Source organism: Streptomyces sp. NPDC088350 (assembly GCF_044753545.1).
Classification (GTDB): domain Bacteria; phylum Actinomycetota; class Actinomycetes; order Streptomycetales; family Streptomycetaceae; genus Streptomyces.
In genome coordinates this window covers 25,391-40,305 of the sequence record NZ_JBIVNL010000009.1, presented here as the reverse complement: position 1 = coordinate 40,305, position 14,915 = coordinate 25,391, and the positions used below count along the sequence as shown (strand labels likewise).

Annotated in this window: 16 protein-coding genes; 6 read left to right on the top strand and 10 right to left on the bottom strand. The window is 69.0% G+C overall.

Annotated elements, in window-relative coordinates; genetic code table 11:
- Entirely contained in the window at window positions 1-660 is a 660-nt protein-coding gene (locus ACIQBL_RS30475) for a zinc ribbon domain-containing protein (protein ID WP_401946977.1), read from the bottom strand.
- 161 nt (window positions 661-821) lie between these two features.
- Here ACIQBL_RS30475 and ACIQBL_RS30470 point away from each other — a divergent pair, with 161 nt between their 5' ends.
- Window positions 822-1,484 carry a lytic transglycosylase domain-containing protein gene (locus tag ACIQBL_RS30470; RefSeq protein WP_401946975.1) on the top strand — a complete coding sequence of 221 codons (663 nt, stop codon included), beginning with the start codon at window positions 822-824 and terminating at the stop codon, window positions 1,482-1,484.
- Between the two features lie 11 nt (window positions 1,485-1,495).
- Here ACIQBL_RS30470 and ACIQBL_RS30465 read toward each other — a convergent pair whose 3' ends face one another.
- Entirely contained in the window at window positions 1,496-2,029 is a 534-nt protein-coding gene (locus ACIQBL_RS30465) for a TerD family protein (RefSeq protein WP_401946973.1), read from the bottom strand.
- Between the two features lie 122 nt (window positions 2,030-2,151).
- Here ACIQBL_RS30465 and tatA point away from each other — a divergent pair, with 122 nt between their 5' ends.
- The gene (gene tatA, locus ACIQBL_RS30460; protein ID WP_401946971.1) at window positions 2,152-2,439 is read left to right on the top strand and encodes a Sec-independent protein translocase subunit TatA; all 288 of its coding nucleotides are present in this window, start codon (window positions 2,152-2,154) and stop codon (window positions 2,437-2,439) included.
- A gap of 19 nt (window positions 2,440-2,458) precedes the next feature.
- On the opposite strand, the gene ACIQBL_RS30455 is transcribed toward tatA, so the two are convergent.
- Together ACIQBL_RS30455 and ACIQBL_RS30450 are read right to left on the bottom strand one after the other, a co-directional pair.
- Entirely contained in the window at window positions 2,459-2,689 is a 231-nt protein-coding gene (locus ACIQBL_RS30455; protein ID WP_401946969.1) for a hypothetical protein, read from the bottom strand.
- A 68-nt stretch (window positions 2,690-2,757) separates the two neighbouring features.
- Window positions 2,758-3,195 (bottom strand): sec-independent translocase, encoded by a 438-nt coding sequence (locus ACIQBL_RS30450; RefSeq protein ID WP_401946968.1) that lies wholly within the window; start codon window positions 3,193-3,195, stop codon window positions 2,758-2,760.
- Between the two features lie 142 nt (window positions 3,196-3,337).
- On the opposite strand from ACIQBL_RS30450, the gene ACIQBL_RS30445 reads away from it, so the two are divergent.
- The 4 genes from ACIQBL_RS30445 (at window position 3,338) to ACIQBL_RS30430 (ending at window position 6,956) form a co-directional block, all read left to right on the top strand.
- Window positions 3,338-3,913: a TerD family protein gene (locus ACIQBL_RS30445; protein WP_401946967.1), complete on the top strand. Its 576-nt coding sequence runs from the start codon at window positions 3,338-3,340 to the stop codon at window positions 3,911-3,913.
- Between the two features lie 383 nt (window positions 3,914-4,296).
- The gene (locus tag ACIQBL_RS30440; RefSeq protein ID WP_401946966.1) at window positions 4,297-5,634 is read left to right on the top strand and encodes a hemolysin family protein; all 1,338 of its coding nucleotides are present in this window, start codon (window positions 4,297-4,299) and stop codon (window positions 5,632-5,634) included.
- On the top strand, window positions 5,631-6,650 hold the full coding sequence (locus ACIQBL_RS30435; RefSeq protein ID WP_401946965.1) for a hemolysin family protein: 1,020 nt from the start codon (window positions 5,631-5,633) through the stop codon (window positions 6,648-6,650). The genes ACIQBL_RS30440 and ACIQBL_RS30435 overlap by 4 nt, the downstream gene beginning before the upstream one ends.
- 114 nt (window positions 6,651-6,764) lie before the next feature.
- Window positions 6,765-6,956 (top strand): hypothetical protein, encoded by a 192-nt coding sequence (locus ACIQBL_RS30430; protein ID WP_401947866.1) that lies wholly within the window; start codon window positions 6,765-6,767, stop codon window positions 6,954-6,956.
- A 199-nt stretch (window positions 6,957-7,155) separates the two neighbouring features.
- Here the strand turns inward: ACIQBL_RS30430 and ACIQBL_RS30425 are convergent, their stop codons facing one another.
- The 6 genes from ACIQBL_RS30425 to ACIQBL_RS30400 form a co-directional block, all read right to left on the bottom strand.
- Window positions 7,156-7,656, bottom strand: coding sequence for a flavin reductase family protein (locus ACIQBL_RS30425; RefSeq protein ID WP_401946963.1), 501 nt, complete (start codon window positions 7,654-7,656; stop codon window positions 7,156-7,158).
- Window positions 7,640-9,058, bottom strand: a complete 1,419-nt coding sequence (locus tag ACIQBL_RS30420; RefSeq protein ID WP_401946962.1) for an NtaA/DmoA family FMN-dependent monooxygenase — start codon at window positions 9,056-9,058, stop codon at window positions 7,640-7,642. Before ACIQBL_RS30420 ends, ACIQBL_RS30425 begins: the two co-directional genes overlap by 17 nt.
- A gap of 21 nt (window positions 9,059-9,079) precedes the next feature.
- Window positions 9,080-10,024, bottom strand: a complete 945-nt coding sequence (locus ACIQBL_RS30415) for an alpha/beta hydrolase (RefSeq protein WP_401946959.1) — start codon at window positions 10,022-10,024, stop codon at window positions 9,080-9,082.
- Between the two features lie 36 nt (window positions 10,025-10,060).
- Window positions 10,061-12,511, bottom strand: a complete 2,451-nt coding sequence (locus ACIQBL_RS30410) for a glycoside hydrolase family 2 TIM barrel-domain containing protein (RefSeq protein ID WP_401946956.1) — start codon at window positions 12,509-12,511, stop codon at window positions 10,061-10,063.
- A gap of 58 nt (window positions 12,512-12,569) precedes the next feature.
- Window positions 12,570-13,508 carry an ABC transporter substrate-binding protein gene (locus tag ACIQBL_RS30405; RefSeq protein ID WP_401946953.1) on the bottom strand — a complete coding sequence of 313 codons (939 nt, stop codon included), beginning with the start codon at window positions 13,506-13,508 and terminating at the stop codon, window positions 12,570-12,572.
- Between the two features lie 172 nt (window positions 13,509-13,680).
- Window positions 13,681-14,820 carry an adenosine deaminase gene (locus ACIQBL_RS30400; RefSeq protein WP_401947864.1) on the bottom strand — a complete coding sequence of 380 codons (1,140 nt, stop codon included), beginning with the start codon at window positions 14,818-14,820 and terminating at the stop codon, window positions 13,681-13,683.
- Window positions 14,821-14,915 lie beyond the last annotated feature (95 nt).

Here is a 14,915-nt window from a genome sequence, read left to right as displayed (position 1 = left end):
CTACCGCCGCGTGCCGCACCCCGGGCAGAACGCCGCGCCGTCCGGCAGCACGGCGGAGCAGGAGATGCACTGGTTGGTCTGGGCCAGGTGACAGCCACAGCCGGAGCAGTAGGCGGCGCCGTGGGTCTCGGTCCGGCACTGCGGGCAGACCAACTGCCGGGGTGTGGTGGGGTCGTAGTTCTGCCCGGCCTGCTGTCCCGCGGTGTACGCCCGCTGGGAGGCCATGTCGTTGAGACCGCGCTGCTGGGCCGCCATGGCCTCGGCCGCGGTGTCCGGCGCGCAGCGCAGACAGAGTCCCTGTGCCGCGTTCCAGCAGCGTCCGCAGACGTAGTCGGTGCAGCGCGCACAGCGGTTGAAGTGCCCCTCGGCGTGGGAGATCGCCTGCTGGAAGGCATGGTCGCGGGCCTGTCCCCAGCCCGCCCCCGCGAGCCCGTCGGCCGCGGAGGAGACGCCCCGGCCCGCACTGCCCAGCAGGCTCCAGGCCACGTCCACGCCCTTGCCGAGCCAGGTGGCGGCCCGCTCACCGGCGTACGCCTCGAACGGCGAACGCCAGGTGTCGTAGCAGCGCGCGCACGAGAACTCGAACTGGAAACCGGCCCCGGTACCGTTGCGCACGCACAGGTCACGGTAGTTGTTGCTGAAGTAGATCTCACCGCTCATGGGGTCCCCCCACAGTTCAGGCCGTCGGCACACTGCCCTATGACGCAAGCGGCAGAGTACTGGTTCTCGCCACATTCCTGATGATGGGGGGAAACGGTCCAGTCGCCGATGAACAGTGCGAAGCTGTGCCGGGGGATGAACTTCCTGAGAGAGGGCGGGACATGGCCCAAGCCCGGACGCGTCGGCGATGGCTCGTGTCGGCGGTCTTCGCGGTCGTCGTCTACGTCATCGTGCGTGCGGCCGACACCCCGCAGGCCGACACGCCCCCTTCGACCGGGGTGTCCAGGTCGGCCTCGCCGAGCGGTTCGGCCAGTCCCTCGGCTTCGGCGACCGCCTCGTCGTACGACCCCGCCGACTACGTCTCCCAAGTCCGCACCTGGGCCCAACAGGCCGACGTCAGCGCCCAGTTGGTGATGGCGATTCTCTACAACGAGGCGTACAAGCCGCATGACGCGGCCTTCGAGCGGGCCTGGCAGCGGTACAAGCCGGACGCGGCCTTCGGGATCGCGAACATGCACCGGGCCACCTTCGACGAGGTCAAGAAGGGGCGGGACTTCGCCGGCCGGCGCTGGGACGAGCTGCCCGACGACCGTGACCTCGCCATCGAGGCCGAGGCCTGGTATCTGCACGATCTGGCGGCGCAGTTGCCCGCGACCCGGCACGTTTCCCTCAGCGAGGACGAGCTTCTCGCCCTCGGCTACAACACCGGCGCGGGCAACATGCTCGCCTTCGCGCGCGGTGCGACACCGGGCAGCCAGGCGCGGTCCTACCTGGACCGGCTGCACGCCAACTGGGCCAAGGCGGGGAAAGCCGTCGGAGGGTGAGGCCTTCGCGGTCAGGGCTGGCGCACGCTCCCCATCGCCGCGGTGAAGTCCACCGGGTCGCTGTCGAATCCCTGGATCATCGCGTGGAACTCCCAGGTACCGGAAGCGTCCCTGGTGAACTCCGCGACCGTGGTGGCGGTGGATTCGGCGAGCCGCGAGAAGTCGTCCTCCAGCAGCTTCTGGTATCCCTCGACGACCAGTACCCCCGCGTTCGACAGGTCGCCGAAGGTTTTGGGTCCGGGGTTCTGATGGATCGCCACTCCCACGACCACCCGCGTGAAGGAGGGTGCCAGGCGGTCGAGTTCCAGGACCATCACCTCCACGAAGCCGAAACCCAGCCCGGTCTCGCTGTGCCGGGGCATGTTGATGGTGCCGTCCGGTGAGCGGCTGTCGTAGTGGACGACGTACACAGGACGGCCGTAGGGAGCGTCCGCGGAGTAGGTCGTGGCGATGATGTCGAGATGGTGGGGCGGCCGGCTCCAAGGGCTCGGGTCCCATTTGAGCTTCACTTCGACCTTGCCCACGCTCTTGCCCGTGCTGCTCATCGGCTGCTGCCCTCTCCTTCATCACCCGTTGGTTGTACAGTTGCGCAATCTGGCAATCATGGCGGGTGGTGCCCCGCGTCCCGTGGGCACCGCCGTCCGGTGAAGAGAATGAGGTGGGCGGGATGCTCCGCAACGGACTGGAACCGTGGCACCTGCTGGTCGTCGCGATCGTCATCATCGTGCTGTTCGGCTCGAAGAAGCTCCCCGAGGCGGCCCGCGGACTGGGCAAGTCCATGCGCATCCTCAAGAGCGAGGCCAAGGCGATGAAGGACGAGAACGCCTCGCCGTCTCCGGCCGAGCGTTCCGACAGCGCCTCCGCCTCCGACGCGCCCGCCGCGTCTCTCATCAAGGCCGCCCCGGGCGACGCCGCCTCGGCCCGCCCGGTCTCCGAAGGCACCACCGCCGCCTGAGCCGCACGGCCCGAGTCCGTCAGGGGCTCGCCATGTCGAAGCCGTAGCGCAGGGGCTCGGTGGTCACGCCGTAGTCGCGGCGGTAGACGTACAGAGCCTCGGCGCGCGGGCCGTCCTCGGGGCCGTCCACCTGGCAGGGGTAGGTCACCTGTATCACCCGTGGCCGGTCGGTGACGCACGTCCGCACCCCGTCCGCGGGGCCTCCGTCCAGCACCGCGGTTTCCCAGTTCGTCGTGCCGCTGTTTTCCACCTTGTCAGTTTAGAGCTTGCGCAAGTGTGCGATCTTCGTGAAGTGGATCACGTGGTGCGGACGGCGTCTCAGGTGGCGTCGGGGTCGAAGGCGGAGGGTGCGGCCCCCTCGGGGCGCGCCTTCTCCAGCGTCACCCGGGGTGCGGCCGGCTGCGGGTCCGTGTCGTCCGCGGCGTGCCGCACTGCGTCGGCCACCTCCGCCAGCTCCTTCCTCGGGTCCAGGGCGCTGCGGATGTCGTCCAGGCCCAGGTCGCGGCCGATGCCGTCGCCGTCCAGGATGTGCTTGCGCACGAACGTCTTCGGGTGCAGGTCCTCGAACTCGAAGTCCTTGAACTCCGGCCCCAGTTCGGAACGGACCTCCTCCTTGGCGCTGTCGGAGAACGCCCGCACCTTGCGCACGAACTCCGCCACGTTCTGGATGATCTCCGGCAGCCTGTCCGGGCCGAACAGAAGGACCGCCAGGATCGCCAGTGTGACCAGTTCCGGCAGTCCTACGTCCGGGAACATCTGCCGCTCCTCGCTGTCCGTGTCACCGGGTCGGCCTCGGCGACGTTACTTCAATTGTTGCGCAAGTATGGGAACCGTCGTGGCAGGTTCCGCGTTGGAATCCAGTGACGTATGAGCGGCCCACAGTCGGGAGGAATGAGCCGTGGGAGTTTCCCTGGGCAAGGGCGGCAACGTGTCGCTGAGCAAGGAAGTGCCGGGGCTGAGCGCGGTGCTGGTCGGTCTGGGCTGGGACGTGCGGACCACGACCGGTGCGGACTACGACCTGGACGCCTCCGCACTGTTGCTGAACACGTCGGGCAAGGTCCTCTCCGACCAGCACTTCGTCTTCTACAACAACCTCCGCAGCCCGGACGGCTCGGTGGAGCACACCGGCGACAACCTCACCGGTGAGGGCGAGGGCGACGACGAGTCCATCAAGGTGAACCTCGCCGCCGTACCCGCCGATATCGACAAGATCGTCTTTCCCGTGTCGATCCACGACGCGAACGCGCGCGGGCAGAGTTTCGGGCAGGTCCGCAACGCGTTCATCCGGGTGGTGAACCAGGCGAACAACGGGGAGATCGCCCGTTACGACCTCTCCGAGGACGCCTCGTCGGAGACCGCGATGGTCTTCGGCGAGCTGTACCGGCACGGCACCGAGTGGAAGTTCCGCGCGGTCGGCCAGGGCTACGCCTCCGGGCTGGCCGGTATCGCCTCGGACTTCGGCGTCAACGTCTGACGCCGCCCCAAGTCCCCGTCGCCCGCCCGGCCGGAGCGCTCCCGGCCGGGCGGGCGCGCTGCCCGAGCCGCCGTCCGCCTGCCCTGGCCGGTGCGCCGCACGGAGGCCGTCCTTGCGGTCACGGCAACAGGCCGCCGCTGGTCACAGCCCCGAAGCCGGCACCGCCGCCACACCGGATGGGTTTCGTGACGGTCGGAGGCGCCCGGTGGCTCAGGGAACCCGGATGTGTCCAGAATCGTTCCACTGATCCCACACCTCACCGGAGGAGCACCAACCTTGTCCGCCAGACCGACGGACCCCTCGGGGCACAGTCCCCGGCCATCCCGCCACAGCGAGCGTGAGCGCGGCACACGGCGGGGTGCAATCTCCCCCTTGACGCGCCAGTGAGCGCCGCGACCGCTGTCCTGGGCCTGCTGGCCGTGTTCGTGCTGACCGCCGGCACCGGCTATTTCGTCGCCCAGGAGTTCGCCTACGTCTCCGCCAGCCGTCTCGCCCTCGCCCGCGAGGCCGAAGCGGGGGACAAGAAGGCCGCCCGCGCGCTGCGGGTGCTGGAGCGGCTGTCGTTCATGCTGTCCGGCGCGCAGCTCGGCATCACGGTCACCGGTCTGGTCGTCGGTTTCATCGCCGAGCCCAGCGTGTCCGCCCTGCTGAAACCGGCGCTGTCCGGCCTGGGCCTGCCCGACGCGGCCGTCAGCGGCATCTCCGTCGTCCTCGCCTTCGTCGGGGCCACGGTGGTGCAGATGGTGCTGGGCGAGCTGGCCCCGAAGAACCTCGCCCTCGCCGTCCCGGAGCGGCTGGCCAAGGCGCTGGCACCCTCCACACTCGCCTACCTCAAGGTCGTCGGCCCGGTCGTCCGTGTCTTCGACGGCGCGGCGAACCGGCTGCTGCGCAGGATCGGCATCGAACCGGTCGAGGAGCTGCACCACGGCGCCACCCTGGAGGAACTCGGCCACCTCATCGGCGAGTCCCACGAACAGGGCGAGCTGCCCCGGCACACCGCCGAACTCCTCGACCACGCCCTGGAGTTCTCCGAGCGCACCCTCGACGAGGTGATGGTGCCCCGCGCGGACGCGGTCTTCGTACGCAAGGACGCGAGCGCCGCGGAGGCCGTCGACCTCATCGCCAAGCACGGCCACTCCAACTACCCCGTCCTCGGCGACCACCCCGACGACATCACGGGCGTCCTGGGCGTGCGCGAGCTGATGCGGCTGCCCGCCGACCGCCTGACGGTCACCACCGCCGGCGCCCTCGCCCGGCGGCCCCTGCTGCTGCCCGACACCCTGCCCCTGCCGGACGCGGTGGAGCAGATGCGCCGCCAGGACGACGAGTACGCCGTCGTCCTGGACGAACACGGCGGGGTGGCGGGCATCGTCACCTACGAGGACATCGCCGAGGAACTGGTCGGCGACATCGCCGACGAGTCCGACACGGTCACCGAACTCGCCGTCGCCGACGGGGACGGCTGGCTGGTGGACGCCGGCCGCCGTCTGGACGAGGTCGCCGAGGCCACCGGCATCGAACTGCCCGAGGAGGACGACTACGACACCGTCGCCGGCCTGATCGTGGACCGGCTCGGCCGCTTCCCGGCCATCGGCGACCGACTCGCCGTCGAACTGTCCGACGGCGGCCGCGCGGTGATCGACGTACACACCCTGGACCGGCACGTACCCGAGCGCGTACGGATCCAGCAGGCCGAGTCGCGGGCGGAGGAGCAGGCATGAGTTTCCCGATGGCGCTCTTCGTCACCGTCCTGCTGCTGATCGGCAGTGGCTTCTTCGTGGCGGCCGAGTTCGCGCTGGTCGCCGCCAAGCGGCACCGCATGGAGAAGGCGGCTGCCGAGGGCCAGCGCGGCGCCAAGTCCGCGCTGGCCGGCATGCGCGAGCTGTCCCTCATGCTGGCCGGAGCCCAACTCGGCATCACCATCTGCACATTGGGCCTCGGCTCGGTGTCCAAGCCGGCGATCTCGCACGAACTCGACCCGCTGCTGCACACGTTGGGCCTGCCGAGCGGACTGAGCTACGGCGTCTCGTTCGCCGTGGCGATGGTCGTCGTGGTGTTCCTGCACATGGTGGTCGGCGAGATGGCCCCCAAGTCCTGGGCCATCGCCCATCCCGAGCGGTCCGCGATGCTCCTTTCCCCGCCCTTCCGGGCCGTGGTGAAGACGGTCCGGCCGCTCATCCAGCTCCTCAACCGGATCAGCAACACGCTGGTACGGCTGTGCCGGGTCACCCCGCGCGACGAGCTGGCCGAGGTCCACAACCGCGAGCAACTCGCCCATCTCGTCGAGGAGTCGAAGCGCCTCGGCCTGATCAGCGAGACCGACTCGGAGCTGCTCACCAGCTCGCTCACCGAGCCGCAGAACCCGGTCGGCGCCCTCCAGGTGCCCGCTGCCGAGATCACCTCGGTGCCCGCCGACGCCGATGTCGACGAGATCCTCGCCCTCGCCGCCGAGCACGACCGCAGCCGTCTGCTGGTGCGCGACGGCACAGGCGTCGTCGGTTCCGTGCACGCCCGTGACGCGCTCATCGCCCGCACCCGGGGGCGCACGGTCACGGCCCGGGACCTGGCCCGCCCGATACCGGAACTCACCGAGCAGGACACGATCAGCCACGCCATCGAGCAGCTCCGCCAGCGCAGGGCCTCACTCGCCGTGGTCCGCGACGACACCGGCCGCCTCACCGGCATGGTCACCCTGGACGACCTGCTGGCCCGCCTGATGCACCCTCAGGCGGGGTAGCCGACAGCGGTCCCGTCCGGCACTGAACTCCGGGTGCCGGACGGGATGAAGGCCCGGTCGGTCTCTCATTACACTCCCCCGATGAACAACATACGGTGCACCCAATGCGGTGCGGTGGGACTGGAGCCGGGCTTCGTCGAGGACTCCGGACAAGGCGCCCGCGGGTTCGCGCGGTGGATCGCGGGCCCCCTTCAGCGAGGCCCGCTCGGCAATGCCAGGAGGATGGGCCGGCCGCACTGGCAGATCGACGCCTATCGTTGCCCGACCTGCGCTCACCTGGAACTGTTCGCCGCCCAGCCGGACTAGTGGCGCGGTATGCGAGTGATGGCCAACAGCCAATCGTGGGGTCTGTACGTCCCGACCTCAGTCGTGCACCACCCCGTCAGGGGCGCCGGGGGCCGTCGTCCTTGAGCGCTCTTGCCTCGCTCTTGATCGCTCGACAACCCCGTCTTCGGGTCGGGTCGCCCGCGTCATGGTGGGCTGTGCCCGGCCGTGCCGGTGTGGTTCAGACGGCCACGGGGGTGTGGAACTGCGAGTTGTGGAAGACCAGCGGCAGTTGCTCGGGGTCCGTGTTCGTAGCCAGGACTTCGAGGACGATGACCCGGTGGTCTCCGGCCGCGTAGTCGTGCGCCACGCGGCATTCGAGGTGGACGGGAGATCCGTCGACGAGCAGGGCGCCGGACTCCAGCTCGGTCACCTCGATGCCGCGGAACCGGGCGGCCTTGTCCTTGCCGGCCAGTTGGTGGACCTGCGCACTGTGGCTGATCCCGAGGGCGGAGACGCCCAGGTGTTCGGCGCGGGCCAGGACCGGCCAGGTCGTCGAGGTGTTCTGCACCGCGAACAGGCACATCGGCGGCTCCAGGCTCACGCCGACCGTGAAGGACGACGCGACGAGCACCGTGGGTTCGCCGTCGACGATCGCGGCCAGCGCCGCCACCCCGGAGGGGTAGGCGCCGAACGTCCGCCGCAGCAGCTTCACGTCGGAGGGCTCATGAAGAGACGGCACGGCTGTTCCCCCAAGTCGTTCGGTCATCGGCTGACGGTGTCGTCGTGAACGTGAGCTCCGCCCCGGGGTGGGTCGCCGCCACGCGGGGGCCCGCGCCGAGAAGCTGTTCCCGCAGGGTGACGTCCTCACGGGTGGGCCGCATCAGGTCGCGCTTCAGCAGCTCAGGCCTGAGCAGCTCGATGAAGTCGTCGTGCGTTCCGGGGGTGATGTGTTGCTGGACGAGGAATCCGTCGGCGCCGGTGGCGGCGACGAAGGCCTCGACCTCGTCGGCGACCTGCTCCGGGGTGCCGATGAAGGTGGTGCCGTTGATGCCGTGCTGGCGGTACTCCTCCAGGATCTCCCGGACGGTGGGGCTGGTGCCGTCCGCTGCGCGGAAGCGGTCGAGGTTGGTCTGGCCGATCTCGCTCCGCACCTCCGGGAGCGGCTTGTCCAGGTCGAACTTCAGCAGGTCGACGCCGGTCGACCAGGCGAACGTCGCCGCCGCGTGCTCCAGGGTCGCGAAGCCGAGGAGGTTGTCGTACTTGCGCCGGGCCTCGGCCTCGGTGGTGGCCACCACGAAACCGGCGCCGACGAGGAACTTGACCGAGTCCCGTGGCCGGCCGATCTCCTCGGCGCGGTCCCGGATGGCGGTGATGTTGCGGGCGACGACCGCCGGATCGCCGCCGCCGACGAAGACGCACTCGGCGTAGCGGGCGGCGAAGTCGCGGCCGGCCGACGAGGTGCCCGCCTGGAGGAGCAGGGGTGTGCGCTGCGGTGACGGGGGAACGGTGAGGATGCCCTTGGTCCGCAGGTACTCGCCCTCGTAGGTGACCTGGCGGACGCCGGCGGGTTCGGCGTAGACGCCGGCGTCGCGGTCCACGCGGAGCGCGTCGTCGGCCCAGGACGCCTCCCACAGCCGTAGGCAGATCTGCAGGTAGTCGTCGGCCTGGAGGTAGCGTTCGTCGTGCGGGATCATCGGCTCGCCGAAGAGCGCGGTCGACGACGACTGGCCGCCCCCGCTGACGATGTTCCAGCCGATGCGTCCCTTGGTGAAGTGGTCCAGGGTCGCGAAGCGGCGGGCGAGGGCGGCGGGCTTCTCGTGTGTCGTGCTGTTGGTCAGCACGACGCCCAGCTTGGAGGTGGCCGCGGCGATCGCCGACACGATGGTGACCGGGTCCGCCATGGGCACGTTGTACCCGGCTTCGACAGCGAACGGGATGAGTTCGCCGTCGAGGGTGGGGTAGCCGTAGGTGTCGGCGAAGAAGAGGAAGTCGAATCCTCCCGACTCCAGTTTTCTGGCGAGCTCGGTCCAGTGCTCGATCGTCAGGTAGTCGGTCTGGGTGTTGGACGGGTCCCGCCAGCTGGAGCCGATCACTCCGTTGGGGCTCAGCGCCTGGAACGACGCGAAGATCAGTGGGCTCATGTCTGTCTCTCTCTGGGGTGTTCAGCGCTGCAGGTAGGCGGCCATGCGGTCGAGGGTGGAGCGTGTTTCGGGCAGGAGCGGCAGCATGCTGAGGTGTCCGTGGACGACGCCGGACGCGAAGTACCGTTCGACGCGCAGGCCGTCCTGCTCGGCCCGGGCCAGGACGGCTTCGGCCGGGGGGCGCAGATCGTCGTACTCGCTGAGCACCGCGAGCATCGGCGGGAGTTCGCCCAGGGACGGCATGTTCTCGAACGAGAGGTACGGGGTGTCGGTCTCGCCGGCGGCGTAGGTGCGGAAGATGCCGCCGATGGCTTCCTGCTCGAAGCGGAAGAGCGGGGGGACGTCCGCCATCAGCTTCTCGTGCGGCTCACTGGTGGTGAACGTCGCGCTGAGGGCCGGGTACACCAGGATCAGCCGGGCGGGCACGCGTTCGCCGTTGTCGCGGAGTTCCATGGTGGCCGCCATGGTCAGGTTTCCGCCGGCGGAGGCGCCGCCGAGGACGACGGTGTCGGCGTCGACGCCGAGTTCGGCCGCGTTGCGCACCGTCCACCGGAACGCCTCCGCCAGGGCGCGGTGGAGCGTGGGGTAGCGGACGGTCGAGCCGTTGGCGAGGGGGTAGTCGACCGACACGACGACCACGTCGGCGCGGGCGCACAGGTCCCGGCTGACGGTGTCGGCCTCGTGGTCGTCCAGGGTGCCCGCGACGAATCCGCCGCCGTGGGCCCAGACGAGTGCACGCCGCCCGGGGCGGAAGCCGGTGGCGGGTGTGTACACCCGCACCCGCAGCCCCTCGAACCCGGCGACGGTCTCGTCGCGTACGTCCACGTCGGGCTGGTCGTAGGGACGGTTGTCACCGAACACCTTGGTGAACCTGTCCCAGAGGGCCTCGTCCGCGTGGAGGGCTTCCTCCCGGGTGACGTCGGCGACCAGGGCCACCTTGTCGGCGAGATAAGGATCGAGAGGCATGGGGCTCCTTGCTTCTGGTGACGGGACCGAGCGGTGTCAGTTGTCGACGGCGCGCACGGTGGTGGTGGCCTCCGGGCAGCCCTCGGCGTGGACGCGGACCTGGATCGCGCCGGGGCCGGTGGGCCGGACGACGGCCAGGGCGCGGCCGTCGAAGGTGGTGCAGGAGTCGGCGTCGAAGCGCTCCTCGGTGTGTGTCCGCCCGGTGCCCAGTCCCGCCAGAACAGCCGGTCCGGTCACCTCCACGCGGACCCGACGGTCCCGGTGGCTGGCCAAGTTGCCTTCGCTGTCCTGCAGTTCGACGGAGACGTAGGCAAGATCGTGGTCGTCCGCGCGGATCTCGGACCGGTCCGCCGCGACAGCCGCCCGCAGTTCGCCGCCGGCACTGCGCAGCACGCACCGGCCCGTCTCGACGCCCGCCCGATAGGCGACCGCCGTCAGCTCACCGGGCCGGTAGACCGACTCGAACCGCGCGATGCAGGCCTTGTGCCCGCCGACCTTCAGCCGCTCCAACGGCACGCCGTCGAGAAGCAGTTCGACCTCGTCGGCGGAGCTGTAGACGTCGACGGTGACCGGGGAGCCCGCCTCGACGTCCCAGCTCCAACTGGACACCGCGTCCGCCCACGACCATGGGGTCTGGAACATCGCGCGGCCGTGGAACTCCGGCCGGTGCACGGCGATGTACGGCTGCTCCCGCAGCCCGAACACGGTTTCCCGGTAGTACGACATGGGACGCCGGTGGCCGGTGATGTCGATGTCGCCGCAGCCCGCGGTCAGCGCCGGGAACACGTCGTGGATGCCGCCGAGCATGTCCTCCTTGGGGCCGTCGTCCAGGTAGTCGGTCCGCCCGACCCCCGACTCCCCGAGGTAGTCCCAGCCGGTCCAGGTGAAGTCGCCCAGCACATGGCTGTTCTCCGTCACCAGCCGCCACAGCTCGTCGATGTGGCCCGGGAAGGTCTCCGTGCCGAGGACCAGCCGGTTCGGGAAGGCGAGGGCGTCGGGTACATAGCGCGCGTCGCCGTAGTTGATGCCGGAGACGTCGAGTACGGCGTGGGACTCCTCGGTCCGCTCGCTGACCAGGCGTGACGCGCTGAACTCGTTGATCTTCTCGCCCAGCGCGGTGATCAGGGAGTTGATGTCGGTGGGTCCCTCGGTCGAGCCGACGACCAGGGAGGGCAGTTCGTCCGGTACGGCGACCAGGCCGTTCACGGCGTTGGTGACGTACCGGGTGTCGTCCAACTCCCGTACCTTCTCGGCGAGTCGGCGTCCCCAGGTCGAACCGACCGGACTGCCCACCTCGAAGATCTCGTTGCCGATGGAGTACATGATCACGCTCGGATGGTTGAAGTCCTTGGTGACCATGGCCTCCACGTCCCGCTCCCACCACTCGGGAAACGCCAGCGAGTAGTCGAACGGCCGCTTCGGCTTGGTCCAGGCGTCGAACGCCTCGTCCAGGACGAGCATCCCCAGCCGGTCGCAGGCGTCGAGCGCCGCGACACTGAGCGGATTGTGCGCGCTGCGCACCGCGTTGAAGCCCGCCGCCTTGAGGATCTCGATACGGCGTTCCTCCGCGCGCCCGATGGCCGCCGCGCCCAGCAGACCGGTGTCGTGATGGACGCACGCACCGCGCAGTTTCACCGGCCGACCGTTGATCCGCAGCCCCCGTGCCGGGTCCAGCTGGAGGGTGCGGATGCCGAAGGTGGTGTGTTCCTCGTCCACCGTCCTGTCCACGGCCTCGCTGTCGGTCAGGGTGGTGCGGGCGACGTGGAGGTGCGGCGAGTCGACGTCCCAGAGGGCCGGCCGCGGGACGTGCAGGCGCAGCCGCGCCGTGGCGCTCGTGCCCGGCAGGAGTGTGAGGGGTGCGGTGCCCTCGGCGACCGTGGTTCCGTCGTCGGTGGCGACCGTCGTGGACACCCGCACCGTCCTGGTGAAGCGCTCCTCGTTCACCACCGTCACGGCGACGACGACCACGGCGAGTTCGTCGTCGACCTGAGGGGTGGTGACACGGACGCCGTCCAGGGCGATGTGCACCGGGTCGCCGACGATCAGATGTGTGTCGCGGTGGATTCCCGCGCCGGAATACCACCGCGAATCGAGGTGCGCACGGGCCTCCACCCGGATCGAGTTCGGCTGCCCGTGGCGCAGATACGGGTCGCACTTGATGTGGAAACGGCTGTATCCGTTCGGCCGCTGGGCGACGAACTCCTCGTTGATGTACACGACCGCGTCCCGGTAGACGCCTTCGAATTCGATGAAGACGCTTTTGCCGCGGAAGGCCTCGGGCACGTCGAAGCTCTTGGAGTAGTGGAAGTAGCCGCCCGGGAAATAACCCGTGTGGGCGCCCTCGGAAGCTGTCGCGCTCCGCGCCAGGTCCCGCACGGAGTCGTGCGGGAGAATGACCTCCTGATCGTCCTCGCCGCCCACGGCGCTGGCGAAACTCGTCTCGGCGGGACCTGTGGTCCAACCGTGATTGAAAGACTCGCGGAACATCGAGTTCGTCCTTTGCGAAGAAATGCGCAGAGCTTCAGCAGATGAGAGCGCCCGGATTTTACTTGGGCAGGTAGGAGTTGGTGACAAAGGATTTTACGTCGACGGTCTTGAGGTTTTTTCCGTCGGGCCCCGACAAGGCCCCCTGCTTGATCATCCAGTCGGCGTAGGCCTGCCAGTGCTTGATCGACTGGGTGCCGACCGGACCGTAGGGGTTGAGCAGGTCCTTGGCTTCGCGGGACGAGACGTAGGTGGCCAGCTTCGGGTCGATGTGGGCGTTCGGGAACTGGGCGATGAGCGCCTCGTTCGCGGCCTTCGGATGGTCGATCGCGGCCCGGTATCCCTCACTCAGGGCTTTCACCAGGCCGCGGGCGACGGCGGGACTCTTCTGGAGGAAGCTGTTGCCGGCCAGCATGAGGAGACCGGATGCCTCCGGGAGGTCGTAGTCGGCCGCCAGGAACCTGGTGTACTTCACGCCGCTCTGGGCGAACTCGTACTCCTGGTCGGGCCAGGTGGCGGCCACGTCGACCTTCCGGGACTTCAGCGCCTCGGTGGAGCCGACCTGAAGCACCACCTGCTTGACCTCGCCGTGTCCCCCCGCGTTCGCGATCATCGCGTTGATCATCGCGGGTTCGAGCTTGCTGCCGTATCCGCCGTAGGTCTTGCCCGCCAGCTGGGTGGGCGAGGTGATGCCGGACGAGGCGAGGACCGTGAAGGCGGACGGGTCGTGGGGCATCGCCGAGAAGATCGCCTTGAGCGGCGCCCCCGCGGAGACGCTCGTCAGGGCGCTCCCGTAGTTGCTGGTGAAGCCGGCGTCCGCCTGTCCCGCCGAGATGAGGGCGTCGGAGGCCGTGCTGCCGACGGGGAGGATCTTGAGCTTGATCCCCTCCTTCGCGAACAGGCCCTTCTGCATGGCGTACGCGAGGCCGTTGTGCGTGGGGTTCGGCAGGAAGTCGAGCGCGAACGTGACGGTCGTGAGTTTCGAGCCGGCACCGGTCACGGATCCGGCGTCGTTTCCGGAGCCGCTGTCCGTACACGCCGTCAGTACGAGCGCACCGACGGCGAGGGCGGATCCGAGGCGAAGGGCGGAGCGACGCGAAACCGGTGCGCCTTCTCGTGTGTTTCTGGCCATGGCGAGCACTTTCTTTCGGGTGTGCTGGAGGGCACCTGTTTCATGAAGGGTTCTGCTGGGCCGTGCCTGCGGGTGCGATCTCTGCCGCTCGGGACGTCAAGCGGTTGATCTCGATCTGGAACTCGCGCCGGAGTACGTCCTTGTCGCTCTCGTCGAGCCAGGTCGCCGAAATTCCGTCGAGCGACGCCTGGACGACGTCACCGGCACTCAGTCCGTACCAGTCGGCGATGATGCCGTATTCGGTTCCGATGTCGGTGTGGACCATCGATTTGTCGTCGGTCCCGGGAACGATCCAGACGCCGCCGCGCAGCATCGTGCCGATCGGATGGGTCTCGGGCCGGCTGTATTCGGGGAGGGCGTCTCCCGCGACGAGTTGTGTGATCGTCGGGCAGACGGTGAAGGGGACAGCCGATTCCGCGGCACGGCGCAGGACCGCTTCGTCCTCGGTGACGGGATAGCCGTGATCTATGCGATCGCAGGCCAGGAGATCGGTGTACACCGAGTATTCGGCGGCCCCGTACCGCACATAATGCGCGGTACGCCTGAAGCCGTTGCTTCGTGCGCGACGAAATACGTCGGCGAAGTGGATGGGGCGATGTTCGTCGAGGAATTCCGGTCCGTCAAGTCCGATACCGATGAATTCCTCACGGCGGTGCGCGATCAGCTGGTCGAGCATCTCCTCGGCGTACGAGGCGGGCTCGTCGCGCAGGACGCACGCGATGAAGTTGGTGCGGACGCCGAAGTCGGCCTCGGCTGCCCTCGCACCGTCGATCAGCCCGTCCTGGATCGCGGTGAACGACATACCGGTGCGGGCGAGCGCGGTCGGGTTGACGAAGAGTTCGAGGTAACGGAGGTTGCTCGCACGCACGTCGTGCGCCACGAGCCCGTAGACGGCGTCATTCAGATCGCGGGGTGTCCGCACGAGCGTCCCCAGGAGTTCGAACGCGTCGAAGAAGGCCTGCTCGCGCGCCTCTCCGCTGTGCTGCCGCAGGTCGTACGCGGTCTCGATCACCGATCGGCCGATGCCCAGCTTGTTGCGTCTCGCCAGCTCGACAGCGGTGTCGAGGGGGATCGAGCCGGTGAGGTGACAGTGCACGTCGACCTTCGGCAGGGCTTGGGAGAGCTCCCGGACGTCCATGTCCGCGGCCTCGAACGCATGTGGTTTGCCCGGTCCGTTCATCACGGATCTCACCTCTGTTCGCATCGGCTAAACCTGCCGAAGTGGCTGTACTATGACAGAAACCGCGAGCCTGGGGAAGAGGGTTCTTGCGGATC

Excerpts from the sequence above, each read along its gene's own strand:
- ACIQBL_RS30420 (WP_401946962.1), bottom strand. The coding sequence starts at position 9,058 with ATGAGCCCACTGATCTTCGCGTCGTTCCAGGCGCTGAGCCCCAACGGA.
- ACIQBL_RS30415 (WP_401946959.1), bottom strand. The coding sequence starts at position 10,024 with ATGCCTCTCGATCCTTATCTCGCCGACAAGGTGGCCCTGGTCGCCGAC.
- tatA (WP_401946971.1), top strand. The coding sequence starts at position 2,152 with ATGCTCCGCAACGGACTGGAACCGTGGCACCTGCTGGTCGTCGCGATC.
- ACIQBL_RS30435 (WP_401946965.1), top strand. The coding sequence starts at position 5,631 with ATGAGTTTCCCGATGGCGCTCTTCGTCACCGTCCTGCTGCTGATCGGC.
- ACIQBL_RS30470 (WP_401946975.1), top strand. The coding sequence starts at position 822 with ATGGCCCAAGCCCGGACGCGTCGGCGATGGCTCGTGTCGGCGGTCTTC.
- ACIQBL_RS30400 (WP_401947864.1), bottom strand. The coding sequence starts at position 14,820 with ATGAACGGACCGGGCAAACCACATGCGTTCGAGGCCGCGGACATGGAC.
- ACIQBL_RS30410 (WP_401946956.1), bottom strand. The coding sequence starts at position 12,511 with ATGTTCCGCGAGTCTTTCAATCACGGTTGGACCACAGGTCCCGCCGAG.
- ACIQBL_RS30475 (WP_401946977.1), bottom strand. The coding sequence starts at position 660 with ATGAGCGGTGAGATCTACTTCAGCAACAACTACCGTGACCTGTGCGTG.
- ACIQBL_RS30450 (WP_401946968.1), bottom strand. The coding sequence starts at position 3,195 with ATGTTCCCGGACGTAGGACTGCCGGAACTGGTCACACTGGCGATCCTG.
- ACIQBL_RS30465 (WP_401946973.1), bottom strand. The coding sequence starts at position 2,029 with ATGAGCAGCACGGGCAAGAGCGTGGGCAAGGTCGAAGTGAAGCTCAAA.